This is a genomic window from Leptospira chreensis, assembly GCF_016919165.1.
Lineage (GTDB): Bacteria > Spirochaetota > Leptospiria > Leptospirales > Leptospiraceae > Leptospira_A > Leptospira_A chreensis.
On the sequence record NZ_JAFFPS010000035.1, the window covers coordinates 1 to 13,690 of the forward strand.

Annotated in this window: 10 protein-coding genes; all 10 read right to left on the minus strand. The window is 33.2% G+C overall.

Annotated elements, in window-relative coordinates:
* Positions 1–118: 118 nt before the first annotated feature.
* Positions 119–565, minus strand: a complete 447-nt coding sequence (locus tag JWG41_RS11255) for a hypothetical protein (RefSeq protein ID WP_205270034.1) — start codon at positions 563–565, stop codon at positions 119–121.
* Positions 566–894: 329 nt separating this feature from the next.
* Positions 895–1,383 carry a hypothetical protein gene (locus tag JWG41_RS11260; protein ID WP_205270035.1) on the minus strand — a complete coding sequence of 163 codons (489 nt, stop codon included), beginning with the start codon at positions 1,381–1,383 and terminating at the stop codon, positions 895–897.
* 37 nt (positions 1,384–1,420) lie between these two features.
* Positions 1,421–2,029, minus strand: coding sequence for a hypothetical protein (locus JWG41_RS11265; RefSeq protein ID WP_205270036.1), 609 nt, complete (start codon positions 2,027–2,029; stop codon positions 1,421–1,423).
* A gap of 207 nt (positions 2,030–2,236) precedes the next feature.
* Positions 2,237–2,719: a hypothetical protein gene (locus JWG41_RS11270; RefSeq protein WP_205270037.1), complete on the minus strand. Its 483-nt coding sequence runs from the start codon at positions 2,717–2,719 to the stop codon at positions 2,237–2,239.
* A gap of 373 nt (positions 2,720–3,092) precedes the next feature.
* Positions 3,093–4,079 (minus strand): DUF4062 domain-containing protein, encoded by a 987-nt coding sequence (locus tag JWG41_RS11275; protein WP_205270038.1) that lies wholly within the window; start codon positions 4,077–4,079, stop codon positions 3,093–3,095.
* A 213-nt stretch (positions 4,080–4,292) separates the two neighbouring features.
* On the minus strand, positions 4,293–6,728 hold the full coding sequence (locus JWG41_RS11280) for a hypothetical protein (protein WP_205270039.1): 2,436 nt from the start codon (positions 6,726–6,728) through the stop codon (positions 4,293–4,295).
* Between the two features lie 205 nt (positions 6,729–6,933).
* Positions 6,934–7,935, minus strand: a complete 1,002-nt coding sequence (locus JWG41_RS11285) for a DUF6602 domain-containing protein (protein ID WP_205270040.1) — start codon at positions 7,933–7,935, stop codon at positions 6,934–6,936.
* A gap of 933 nt (positions 7,936–8,868) precedes the next feature.
* A complete protein-coding gene (locus JWG41_RS11290) occupies positions 8,869–9,873 on the minus strand; it encodes a nucleoid-associated protein (protein WP_205270041.1) in 1,005 nt (334 codons plus the stop codon).
* A gap of 195 nt (positions 9,874–10,068) precedes the next feature.
* Positions 10,069–10,845, minus strand: a complete 777-nt coding sequence (locus JWG41_RS11295; RefSeq protein WP_205270042.1) for a PDDEXK family nuclease — start codon at positions 10,843–10,845, stop codon at positions 10,069–10,071.
* 545 nt (positions 10,846–11,390) lie between these two features.
* Positions 11,391–13,682, minus strand: a complete 2,292-nt coding sequence (locus JWG41_RS11300; RefSeq protein ID WP_205270043.1) for a DNA polymerase domain-containing protein — start codon at positions 13,680–13,682, stop codon at positions 11,391–11,393.
* Between the last annotated feature and the right edge of the window lie 8 nt (positions 13,683–13,690).

Genomic DNA, 13,690 nt, shown 5'->3' on the forward strand with positions numbered 1-13,690 from the left:
AAGCGTGACGGAGAGGAATGTGGCGCAGCCCAAGCGAGGCCTTGTGCCGAAGCGAAGCGTTTCCCCGCTGTTATGCGTAGTGTCTCATGTAAAGAATAATTGATTTAAGAAATATTTTCTAGAATGTTACTCTAATTAGATAATAGTCAATATATTCATTATTTAATTTAAAGATTGCTACTTCTTGTAAATTGTGGAAATTATCCCATCTCAAAACATTCTTAGTTTCGGTCGTTGGATTCAGCGGCTTCAATCCTAAAAATTCAATTGAATCTTCGTTAAATTTAATTTTGTTTCTAGGAGTAAAAGTTATTCTTCCTACTTTATCATTTAAGAATATGATTTCAAGTTGATTGTTTAGATATACGTTGAGAAAACAATTATCTTTTCCACATGGTTGTTGCGTAAACTTTTCAGATTTTTCTGGTTGTCCTAAAACTTGCGTTACTTTATTGGCGTCTACATTGACTAATTGGTTAACGTCAAAAATTGGTTTGATTTGCTCAGAACATTGGTATATTAATGTTATGACAAAAATGAATATTAATTTTCTGGACTTTCTCATTTTATTTCCTCTTTTTTCTATTTCCTATGTTGGAATTTTATTTATTTTGCTAAAATTTTTATTAAAATTTTAATGATAAAAAATACATTGTTTTTGTGTTTTTTATTTTATATCTCAATAAAAATTTCATAATTAATATTTAAGAAATTTCGCATAACGAACTAGTGGAGACGACGTTTCCCGACCCTGAGTCCCGTTAACGGGACGTTAGGGACTGGCACGGAGTTTGCGGTTGCAAACGAGTGACAGAAGGGAAATGTGGCGTAGCCCAAGCGAGGCCTCGTGCCGAAGCGCAGCGTTTCCATGCTGTTATACGCAGTAATCCAACTTTACCTTTGATTTACTAATAGGTCAGTAGCATCAATTAAATGATTGGAAAATGCTTTTTTTGGATTATAAAAAAGCGATATTGGAAAGAAAATTATGGAGTTTATTCCTTTTGATTCTGAGAAGAATGTATGAGATCTGATTTTTTCTCCATTTATATTTTTTACCGTTAATATGTATTCTAAGTCAACTAAAACGTAGTGAGGTATCAAACTATATGTGTATGCAGAAATTCTGGAGATATAAGTATTTTTTCTTTCATTGATTCTTATTTTAACTTCAATAATTTGTTCGAAATCGTTCCCTTCTGTTTTAATATTATTTTTTTCTAGGCCGGTAATTATCGAACTAAATATTCCTTCGATTTCTTCTGAAGTTATTTCTATTTGCGAACCGTTTATTTCGTGAGCATAATCAAAACTTAGTATGACATTTACATGTTGTTTATTCTCATTTATATTGTTTATTTCTATTTGTTTTGTTAGAAGCAAACATGAAAAGAAATTTAGCGAAAGTAGAATTAATAGTTTAATTTTCATGTTTAATTAAAGTAAGAATATTATCGCAAATAAAATCGGAAAAAACCAATGAGTTCCTTGGGTTGTAATCCGATAAATTCATAACTCGATAGTTAATAAAGGGAAAAATATATGAATAAATGTTGTATTGTTTTTTGTGTAAAAAATTCATAGATTTAGATTCTATTTTGTTTTTATTTTCGTCGAAGATAGAAATTTCAATTTTAGCAAAAAGGGTATCTTCGAAAGAATCTCCGCCGAATAGCAAAAATAGTCCAGCCGTGAAGATAGTTGGAAGTAGTGATTTCTCTGAAATTTCTGTCTTTGAAGAAAGTATCCTTATTTGAATATCCGTAAGAAAATTTGAATATTTTTGATCTTTATTATAAGCAACTCGATAATCCTTTTTATTATCTAAATTATTGAGCTGATTTGCAATTCTTAAAGAAAGATTTGCTGAGTCATTTGGATGTGTATAATTTCGTATATTGTCTGATCCTATCGAAGCAGAGATCCAAATAATTTCCTTCTGATTTATACCTTTGTTCTCAGTAATTTGATATGATGAACAATTTGCTAAAAGAGAGAATAATATTAAAAGTTTTTTTATGTTATTCATATATTTTGGATTATTGCGCATAACGAACAAGCTAACCGACGTAGGCTGGCCCTGAGTCCCGGAGGGACGTTAGGGATTGGCACGAGGCTTGCGTAAGCAAGAGGAGTGACAAAAGCCTATGTGTCGTAGACCGAGCGAGGGCGAAGTCCCGAAGCGAAGCGGTTAGCTGCAGTTAGCCGCAGTGATTTATTGAAGTAATTTGATTTTTTATTCACAATAACCGGTATTTATGCCAGAGACATATCCTGAGAATGCGGATATTTTATTTTGAAAGAAAAGAAAATCACCCTTTCCGGTAATTATATAGATTTGAAACAATCCATTATTTATATTTTTGCTATTTCTCTGTAAATCTTCATAAAAGACTAATCTAGAATTTTCGCCGATATCATATCCTACTAGAGTAATTGGGTTTTCGGTACCTTGGTAATTAACAATAATATTATTTTTTGATAAATCTGCATAAAAGCTAAAAGTAGTTTTATCAGTCTTACTTATCGATATACTTTTCTTTTTAATTGGTTCATAAGACGGCTCTGGTGTAAAAGCGGTGCTAGAAAGTTCAGTAAAACATTGAAATGTTTTTTTTGTAAGGTCTAAATCTCTGTTTGAATACGGTAATTCATATTTACTTTCCAGACAGGATAGGAAAAAAAATAAGATTGAGATTTGTAATGTTTTTTTTAGCATAAGCTCCTCGTTATTTTAATAAATATGTTATGTATTCCGCATTTTAAAGTTTGCATTTTTTATTAGGAAACGTTAATTGGAAATTTTTCTTTCTAGTAAATTAATTAGTGTAAGATTATTAATATAGATTTTTTTCTAAATTCAAAGTAATGAAATTTAAACTTGTTTCTAAATTAAATCAATTTTTAAATCATTGCGGCTAACGAACTAGGCTAACCGACGTAGGCTGGCCCTGAGTCCCGGAACGGGACGTTAGGGACTGGCCACGACACTTGCGCAGGCAAGGGGAGTGCCAGAAGCCTATGTGTCGCAGACCGAGCGAGGGCTCGTCCCGAAGCGAAGCGGTTAGCTGCTGTTATGCGCTGTGCTTTGTTTATCTACTTGTTTTTATTGTTCTTTCTTTTAGTAAAAATTGTTGTCCAAGATTCGTCAACGTCCAAAACCAAGCAGCATCTCCCTTGGTAGTTTTGCTGTATTCTGTTTGAATATAGTTTAATGCCTTGAATTGAATTTTAATTGTTAAAAAATCTTGATCAAATATTCCATCTACGCTGGTTTGAAATTCTTCAGAAAGAGCATTTTCTAAATTACGTCGAGCAGCTTGTTCGCTTGGACAATTTAGTAAGTATGGTAGAAAGCATAGTGCTAATCGTTTCCAAGTAATTTCTTTCTCGAAACTATTATATTTTTTATCCATTTTTGACCATCGATTTAGATTTAGAGTTACTTTTTCATCTAGTGTTGCTAGGTTTTCTAACTTTGGTTTTGAATTTTTTTTATAGTCGTCGATTTGGTTTTTAAATATCTGATTTTCCTTTCGTAACTCATTAATTTCTTTTAAAATATCTTCATTGTTAGTTTTGCTAGCCCGTACCCATCCTAATGCTGGAAAAATTCTGATAGTTCGTTGTAATGATAAGGATACCATTCCTGGTAGATGTTCAGGATTAGACCACATTTTCACTAATCTTCCTGTTGATACTTTATTTCTAAATGCAATAAGTTTCTCCTTGAATTCAGGATCTGACTCCATTTTTCCTAAAGGTAATGAATCTGGTTCTTCATGAACAAACGCTATTACTTTCAGGCCTGCCTCAATTGCATAATCATACTCCATTTCGGTGTAACTTAAGCCTTCTGATCCAATTGATCCATATCTTCCGCCGATAATGATTATATAGTAGTCGCAATCATTTATTACTTTTTTTATAAATTCCCATTGCTCCTCATCTGTTGCTGGAAATAATTCCATACCAGCAGGAATGCAATCCATCTCCATAATTGTTTGAATCACTGCAGATCTTTCATTTTTTAAATCTGCATATGTTGAACTAACGAATACTTGATATCTCTTTTCCATTATATTTATTTTATCCTGTTAATTTCAAAGCATAGCGCATAACGAATTAGTGGAGACGACGTTCCCCGACCCTGAGTCCCGAACGGGACGTTAGGGACTGGTCACGTAGCTTGCGTATGCAAGCGAGTGCCAGAAGGGGAATGTGGCGCAGCCCAAGCGAGGCCTCGTGCCGAAGCGAAGCGTTTCCACGTTGTTATACGCCGTAGACTATTTTCAGTGTTGGTGGCGTGTTTCGTGGCCTTTTATTTTTCGCAATGCAAAATCAATTTCATCAATGAGCAATTGCTTTGTTTTGTTGAGTGTGAGTAAATTTGAATTATTAGAAAAGTCTTGTAAAAATTCATTTTCTAGTTGAATTACATAGTCTAAAAAAATGATTATCCGTTCTCTTCTTTTAAGCATTCTATCATAAATATTTGTTTCATTATGAATCAAATGAGTAACAGAAATTAAGTTCTCCCAAACTACTTTGTTTTCGATTGGCGTGTCATAAATGCAGCATTCTGTATACTGAAATCTATTTATTAAGTTGTTAATGTAATATCCACCTGTTTTCGTTAGAGTTATAATTGAGTCTATTTCAATTTCTTTTGGTGTTATATTTCTTATAAGTGATTTTTTATATAGAAAATTAAGTTCTTTTACACACGCCATTTCTGATAAACCTGCAGGTTGAAAGAACTGATGCATTTCTGCTACTTTAAATTCCATTGTTTTTTCGCTTTGAGATTTTAAATACATGAAATTTAATATGAATTTTCTAATGAGTTTTAATTTTTTTGATTGGTTTACTGAATTAAAAAGATTTATTGCCTCTGCTCTTTCTTCTTTATAGAATTTCCATTGACCTAAAACAGTGCCTTTAAATATTTCTTGAAATGGGAAAATAAACTTGTTGCCGTCTAAATAAACACGGATCGCCTTGTCTGCATTAATATGTCCAGATGTTAGGAAATTCATGATTAAAGAAATCCCACGTCGTATATTCATATCAGATAATGATTCAATGAAATCGCCAGCATCTCCGCTTAGTATTCCTGATTGAACAACTTCAAAGAAATCACCCAGATCTGGAACATCTAATTGCATGCCATTAGCAAATGTGATTTTTACAGGTTTTTCCCTTAATACATATCTAGCATAACTTAGTCTTTTTTTTAGGACTGACTTTAATGGTGGTGGATCAAGCCAAAGTTTTCGAAGTTCGTATGCATCGAATGTAGAGTCTGAACTATGTTTAATATATGTTTTGTCTCTTATGCTTACTATAATATTGCTTTTGATTCTTTTTGAAAGCGACAAGCCTTCTGCAAATACATTCGTTTCAAGTTCATCATTTTCATATAGGTCGGTATTATCTAATATGATAAAGACTGATTTGATTGACGATAAATAAGTAAATAATTTTTCTATGTAGGGTTCTACTTTTTCATAATCTTCTTGAATTAAATTTGAAATTTTTTCATCTACAAGTGCTTTGTTTTCTTTTATAGGCGCAAATACAGATTTTAATAATGAATCTATTTTGGTTTTGTAAGCTGGTTCGACCAATGTTTTGTAAGTGAATTCATTCGTTGAAAATTTTATATCCAAAAAGTCTTTAAGCTTGGCATAAATGAAATCTTTTGGAGATTTACTTGGTCCCATTTCTTCAAAATCGATATATAGCCAAATTATATTGTTTTCTACTATTTGGCTTCTGCCAGAAACATATTCAAAATGCTTTAAATAAGTTGTCTTCCCTGCTCCTACTGGACCTATAATTAAAGTTAGAGGTGGGGTGTTAATTGTTTGAGAAGTTTTTAAGATATTTGAAAGGTGGTCGTTGTTTTTTTCTCTATTGATTCTTTTCGCTGGCGATATTGAAGCTGATTTTATATCTGATAAATGTATGCCAAGAGTCTTATCGAATTTTGTTCTAGCTTCAGTTGATACAAATATCCATTCAAGAGAATAAGGATTGTTTAGAACTGATTCTGAATGAAGGGCGCGATCTAATGCAGGGGCAATGTGGTCTGCTAAATTGTTTCTTTCAATTCGATGGTCTCCGTTTGTAACTACAGAAATTAATCGATTATCTATATTTTCAATTGATTGATTTAAATTTAATAGAGACCCGTTTTCTACTGCATAAATTGATAGAGTATTAAAAAGTTTTTCAGCATGACCTTGTATTGTAAATGGAAAAAGTAAAGTTGCCTGTGTATCTTCATTGTAACCAATTAATGGATAGAAACACCAGCATAGCCCATTTGTGACGATCGCAAGCGTTGCTGATTTATTTAGCGCATATTGATGTGCTTGTTCTAAGGCGTCAGCTATTTCCCCCTGAGATAGAAGGGTTCCGGCGAGTTTTAACTTTTCTTTATGAGTTGGTGAGGGAAAAGATGCGCCAATTTTTTTTGCTTCAATAATTAATAAATTGTCTCCCGACTGAAGTGTATAGTCTATAAATCCATTTTTTTTTCCAGTTGTATATTCCTCTACTTTTATTGTTCCATGGCGCCAATTAAGAAATTCCTTTATTATTCTATCTATTGTATCAAATCTCGTTTGGGCTTCATTTTCACTAAGAATATCTTTGATTCCGATATATTTTTTTATTTCATCAAAGTTTTCAGAATTATGTGCGAAATCATTTTTGTCCATTATTTGGTCCTTGTAATTATTTTGTCTATGGCGTATAACGAAATAGCCTTAACGACGTAGGCTGGCCCTGAGTCCCGAATGGGACGTTAGGGACTGGAACGACACTTGCGTAAGCAAGGGGAGTGCCAGAAGCCTATGTGTCGCAGACCGAGCGAGGGCGAAGACCCGAAGCGAAGCGTTAAGGCGCTGTTATGCGAAGTCGAATTTATACATTGAAAATTTTCTTGATTTTTTCAATATAATTAATATCTGTTGAATATTTTTGCAATATATATCTTATGCAATAGATTGCTGAATTTTGAAGATTAAATGAATAGAAATTCTTGATTAATGGTGGAAGAATTCTTTTTATTTCTTCATCGGAGAAATTTTCCTCAAATATTTTAATACATTTCAGGTGATCTCCGTTCTCGGAAGCTATTTGTATCGAATTAAAAGCTTCAATTCTGTCCTCTTTAATTTCAATCTTATTGAAAATATCGTTGTAATAGATAAAATTAAAACGTCCATATTCAGTTGCATAATAACCAATTTGAAAATCTTGATTAATAGAGTTTAATATACCTATAAAGAAAATTTTAATATTGAAGGCAATTTCAGCTTCGACCATCGACCAAGCATAATTTAATAATCCATAGTCATGATGGTTTTCGAGACTTAAATAGTAATATCCTTTATTAGCAATGCAGAGAACATCAATTGGACAAAACGGAGAAAAACCCCCTGATAGCTCGATTAATTTTTGGAAATCGGATTTTATTCTTTCAGATTTAGAATTATAAGCGAAATAACAAAATGTTATTTTATGGTTATTCTTGGTAGCCTTTGATTTTTTTAAAGATTTTATCTTTTGTGCAGATTCGAGGCTTTTCCTAATTTCTTCGGGTGTTGAAATGGTTTTTACTTCAATAACAAAAAAAACACTTTCAATCGGTATATATTCAAGATTAGTTAAAATCTGTTTTATAGCTTTTTTAGAATAGATTATAATATCACATTCATTAGAGAAATTTCCATAACTATCAATTAGAAAACAATTATTGGCGATTGAAAAATCTTCTGGCAGATAGTTTGATAGGAATGACGATAGAAGAGATTCTCTCGCTTTCCCCGTATAATACGGATGTCCACTAAAAGAAGTGAATTGATAATCTTCTAGTAGGCGTCTTATATCGGTTTCGAATTTTATTCGGATTGGGTTATTCATGTTTTCGATTTCGCATAACGAAATAGGCTTTCCGAAGTTTCCCGCCCTGAGCCTCTGAAAGAGGCGTTAGGAAAAGCGGGAAATTTGCCGTAGGCCGAGCAAGGGCGGCAGTCCCGCAGCGAAGCGGTAAGCCGTTGTTAATTGCAGTTGGTAACGAACCAAAACTTAATCCGATACGAAGAATATAGAATCTAGTGCGCAAATTTTCGATCATTTTCCTTTTCTTAAAATTAATGATAAAAGATTTAAAGCGAAGAAATAATTTAATAAGATGAAAAGCCGAATTTTTTTTCTTTCTCTTCATGTTATATTTCAAAAATTAATGTAAATTGAAATAGAAGTTATTATAATTTAAATTCGGAGTTTATCTTTTTATCTTAAAAATAATGAAAAAAGATTTAAAACGAAACTTAGAATTAATAGGATGAAAAATATACAAATAGTTTTTCATTCATTTTCTACTTTCTTTATTTATTTTTTTAAACTAAAGCTAAATGACTGAGAAAGTGCTTTAATTAAGAATTTGAGTTCTTTCTATTTCTTAAAATTAATGATAATTGATATATTACGGAACTTGGAAATTATAAGAGGAAAAGTGAGATAAACTTTCTTCAATTTCTTCTTCTTTTCTTTTTGATTTGTCATTATGAAAATTAATATTTAGTGATAAGGAAATGATTTCAATGCAGAATAATGGCTATATTTTTCTTTAGAAAATTTGCGCGCGTCTTTTCTTTTCTGATTTTACCAATTGCAATTAACGAACTAGGGGAGACGACGTTCCTCGTAGCTGAGCCTACGTAGTAGGCGTTAGCGTCGGCGCGACTTCTTGCGGAGCGAGAAGCGTGACGGAGAGGAATGTGCCGCAGGCCAAGCGAGGCCTCGTGCCGAAGCGAAGCGTTTCCCCGTTGTTATACGTCGGTTTCAGCTATATTACTTAGAAGGGGACTCTTTAATTATCTTAGATTTGAGAATAAGAATTCTTTCCCCCTTAACTTCCTCTATTCTGACTATTACTTTCGAATCTAAGGATGCTTGTGGGATTTGGATTGTAATTCCTTCTTCTAATGTGAATTTTCTTATTTTAATTAGTTTGCGTAATTTCTCATTAACTGATTTGGGAAACTTTGCTTTAGGGATATCTGTTTTGTCACTCTCTTTATTAAATTCTTCTAGTGCTGTATCTGGGATATATTCTTCAGCGAATTTTGCGAGGGATAAAGTTTTATTATTGCTCGTCAATTCTGCATATAATCCGCTCAGAATTTTCAGTGATTCTACGCTATCGATTCTTTTGTTTCCGGCAAATTTGCTTATGAATTCGTAGAAAGAACGAGTATAATATTCGGTAGTGTGAGGAAAACGACATCCAAGGAATCTAACTAACCAAAATTTTGAAACTTCTTGCCTATTTATCTGATCATCCATTACGTATGTATGCATTAAATTGCCATTATCAAACTCGAAAAAAGCCATCTTAAAAACTTTTGTTTTATTTGTTATTAATACTTTTTCAAGTGATTTCATTTCATATGCTTTCCTCTGTTTATTGAAATCAGCTTCGCTGCCTTGCATTCCTTCTAATTTTAACATACATACAAAATCTTTTCCGTTTCTTTCTCCTGTAAAAATAATTAGGAAACCATCTGAAATTCCCGCTTTATTTTGTGCATCATAGAGAATTGATGCAATTCTTTGAGAATATTCTATAAATCCTTTATCATTTGCAGATTTAATAAGTCTTATATTTTGAATAACTGTGCTTGGTGTTTCTGGAATATCTTGTACTTCTATTGTATAATTCTTTAACAATGACTCTTCGATTCTTTTTCCCCAGAATTTCGCATCAAAAAGTATTGACCGATTTTCTGATAATTCGAAAGAGCTATCACTATTTTTATTGGGAACCCAGTGGATTATTGCAGATTCTAGTTTCATAAATTTATTTTGCTGATACTGACGTATAACGAACTAGCCTTAACGACGTAGGCTGGCCCTGAGTCCCGGTAACGGGACGTTAGGGACTGGAACGACACTTGCGACTGCAAGGGGAGTGCCAGAAGCCTATGTGTCGCAGACCGAGCGAGGCCTTGTGCCGAAGCGAAGCGTTAAGGCGCTGTTATGCGAAGTTCTTTATTTTCTTTCAAACCGCTCTTGTCTTGCTTTTTTAAATGCTTTTAATAATTGCTCGTCTGGTTTTACATGAGTAGGAAGAGAGGATATTAAAAGATTGTTATTTATAACAGAAAATCCTAGTTTTTGCTCTGCAATTCCGTATTTCCAATTAGGATTATGATCGCCATATTTCTTTAAGTAATATTTCTTATCAGATTCGATCATATTTTTAATGTCTCCTTTTTTTGGCAAACCTTGAGGAAAAATTTCAGGATATTGTTCTTTTGCTCTCAATAATACTCCATATAAATAGTCATCATCATTGTAAAAAGTTTCATTTATTGATGATTCGATACCTTGGTCAACTATGTTTATAACGTTTTTTTTGTATATACTAGTATCGAAATTGAATTTTTCTGAAACAAGTTCCGGAATTGTAAATAATGCAATACCGTATTCAAGATTATGCATTTGATAATCGCCTATAGATTCGTCGTTAGACCAAGGATTACCACCTATTAGTATAACATTTTTCTTATTCTTTTGAGCTAATTTGCTACATAGAATATATTCTTCTTTCTCTGGTCCTCTTAGGTCTGGAATATCTGGTTTAATTTCTAACCAGCAATCCCAATTAGGTAACCAAAAATCTGGGAGGTACCATCTTCCATCTAAATTATATCCTTCTTTTTCATATTCAAAAGGAAAACCAAAATGATCAAAGAATACAGCCCATCTAGCTTCTAAACGAGATCTAAATAGGTAACCTTTATACTCTGTTTCAATAGGGTTCATTAATTTTTTCCTTTATTAATAGTTTAAAGAATTTCGCATAACGAACTATAATTGAAGCGTCCTTCGTTTATCGTCTCAATTCTGGTTTCTTCTTGTATAGAAGTTCGGCTATTACTTTCCCCAAGTAGCCTTAACGTTGTGCGTTTATTGCTCAAAACTTGATTCGTACCCGAATAGCGTTTATTTCACTTTTTTCCCATTTATGCGCTATTCGTTTATTTAGCCCGTTCTGGTTGTTATCTGCTTTCGCCCAAGCTTCTAATGAGACATAATAGTTTTTCGCTTCTCTTTTTCTTGGAGAAAAGAATTCGGTTTTTCCTGGGGCAGTGGGCATAGCTTCGCCCCCTGAGTCCCATTTGGTGAAAAACGAATCTGAGTCTTTTTTCTGTAAGCGTTTACGCAAACGTTTTTTGAATCAGTGCTAGAAATTCGCATCTAACAGGTATTTTTTTATTGCGATTTAATATATTTTTTTTGGTTTTATGCAATAAAAGAAAATTTGTATATATTGATAATTTTAAATTTTAATTTAGTTTTTTTAATATTTAGAATGGTAATAGCTGTTCGTCGCTAATTAAGTCTTCGAAATTTTTGAAGCTGGCTAGGCTTGACCATATTTCTTTGAATGATCTGAGGAGTAGTTTTCTATAGTAATTTTTATCATATCTTATGATATTTAGAAGGTCTTTGTTTTCGATTCTTTCCTCAGTTCTATATCTTTCCCCTTTTTGATGAGATTTTTGATTCACTACTAAGTATCTAACCTTTTCTCCCGCTTGAACACGGACTCCCATTTCTAATAAGTCTTTGACTGCGACGGCACTGGGTGCATCTACTGTATAACCTTCTGGATCTTGGGATGTTGATCTTTGTAAGAGGAGATCTTTCCAGTTGGCAGATCCTCGTGAAAGTGGTTCATCACATTTTTTGAATATTTCTAAAATTTCTGATTCGTGTGACTGCATTTCTTTGATGCTTTCAAATCTACACATCCATCGAACCATTTCTGCTTGTGCATTTTTTATATAAATGGGATAGTCTTTTCGCCTTAAAATGATTCCTCTTCCTTTAAATTTTCCATCCATAAAACGCCCCATATAACGATTGGCAACAGGCATTTTTTGATCTGTGGTGGATGGCGGAAAAGAGACCCAAGAAAAGATACCTTCGATATCCATTGCTATCTTTGTTTTCTGTTGGATGAGCCGACAAACTTCTTCTAGGTTTTCTGTTTGTATAGGAGACCTATCTTCCTTTTGTATAAAAATACAATCAGTAATTGCATGTATAAGATTGTATCCATAATCTTCGGCTACTTCTTTTGCTATGATTAATTTTTCTCTTCCAAAGGCAGTTACTGATTCATGACTTTCTAATTTTCCAAATTTTGCATTCCTGTAACCCAAATAACCAAATGAAGTGACGAGCATCCATTTTAAGCTAGATTGTTTTTGGTCTATGTTGGATTTGTCTGGATGGTTTATTTCTTTACTTTGTTTTTTATAATAGGTTCTTCTTTCTACAATGTGAGATAATGCTTCGGAGACGACTCCCTTTCTTTTTTTGCAAATTCGGTATCCAAGAGAAGGCACTGTCTCCGTTGTTGGATCATCTCTACAACATAAGCAGTTGATGGTTTCTGGAGAAATATTATGTAAGACCATAACTTTGGGATACATTTGTGAAAAATCCAGTTGGGCTACATTCTCCAATACGAATCCATTTCGAGTGTCTGCTTGAAAGACAAGTCCTCCTTTATCGGCATTTAGCAGTTCTAAGGCGGTTTTGGGTGCTTCTAAAGCACTTTTTTGCCAAGGTACTAAGTAGTCCATTCGTAAGGCAACATCTACTTCTATGTAGGTGAGCGCTTTTCCTGTGGAAGCTCGTGCCATTTTCTGAATGGGCAAACGAGAGATACGTGCTAACTCTATCACTCCCATAAGATCTGCTTCTTTATAAACAAAGCCGTTTTTTGAATCTATGTGCCATCTCCCAAAAAGTGGGTAAGATGGAGCTCTGTATACGATGGTTCCATAAGTATTAAAACTAGTTCCTTTTGTTTGTATCGAACGTCGTATTGTGCTTGTTTTGTCTCTGTCAAATTCTGTTGTTATGTGATTGTCTTGGGCGGTTTTAAAAAGATATGGGAATATAATTTGGTCCCCAAATTCAGATAGAATCATATCTGGATCATGTTTTTTAAATATACTGTTTAGCTCATGAATGAGTTCTGATGAATTGTTTGTTGGGATTCTGTAATTACCATTACTCGTTTTTACCAGCAATGCATTCTTTTCGAGAGGGATTCTGTGGCTTTTTTCCAAACTAAGCGATATCGTAGTTAAATTAGGAATTTTGTAATCTAACTCATGGATATCTGTAAGAGATTGAATGGTTTTAATACGGGCGAGATCATTTTTTGTACTTTCGTAACCAATTTCTAAGTAGCAAAGGGGGTAAATATCCTTTTCTACCATATAACCTGTCGTGATTTCTATATCGGAGTGATAGATATCATATTTTCCATACAGATGAAATAATTTGTTTGTGATTTTTGGTAAAAGTTGTGGTTTGGAAATTACTAACTTGAGAACAGGGATGCTTTTGTTTTCATAAAAAAGACGTTTTTCTGTGACGGTTGGTATTTCTGCTAGTGCATCTAGTTCATAGAACCTCTTAACTAGTTTTTTTAGAATGCTAGGGGAAGCATCTGCATAAATAATAGGGTAAAATTCGTCAAAAAATAGTTTGAGTTCTCCTGAATCTGACTTTATCCAAAGGTAAATTTTTTGTTCCGAGTGGTAGATATCAAACAAGTAACCTTTGAATGTTTCCATAACATTTA

What these genes read in the sequence shown, in the direction of transcription:
- JWG41_RS11255 (WP_205270034.1), bottom strand. Translation starts at nt 565, where the DNA reads ATGAGAAAGTCCAGAAAATTAATATTCATTTTTGTCATAACATTAATA.
- JWG41_RS11265 (WP_205270036.1), bottom strand. Translation starts at nt 2,029, where the DNA reads ATGAATAACATAAAAAAACTTTTAATATTATTCTCTCTTTTAGCAAAT.
- JWG41_RS11270 (WP_205270037.1), bottom strand. Translation starts at nt 2,719, where the DNA reads ATGCTAAAAAAAACATTACAAATCTCAATCTTATTTTTTTTCCTATCC.
- JWG41_RS11275 (WP_205270038.1), bottom strand. Translation starts at nt 4,079, where the DNA reads ATGGAAAAGAGATATCAAGTATTCGTTAGTTCAACATATGCAGATTTA.
- JWG41_RS11280 (WP_205270039.1), bottom strand. Translation starts at nt 6,728, where the DNA reads ATGGACAAAAATGATTTCGCACATAATTCTGAAAACTTTGATGAAATA.
- JWG41_RS11285 (WP_205270040.1), bottom strand. Translation starts at nt 7,935, where the DNA reads ATGAATAACCCAATCCGAATAAAATTCGAAACCGATATAAGACGCCTA.
- JWG41_RS11290 (WP_205270041.1), bottom strand. Translation starts at nt 9,873, where the DNA reads ATGAAACTAGAATCTGCAATAATCCACTGGGTTCCCAATAAAAATAGT.
- JWG41_RS11295 (WP_205270042.1), bottom strand. Translation starts at nt 10,845, where the DNA reads ATGAACCCTATTGAAACAGAGTATAAAGGTTACCTATTTAGATCTCGT.
- JWG41_RS11300 (WP_205270043.1), bottom strand. Translation starts at nt 13,682, where the DNA reads ATGGAAACATTCAAAGGTTACTTGTTTGATATCTACCACTCGGAACAA.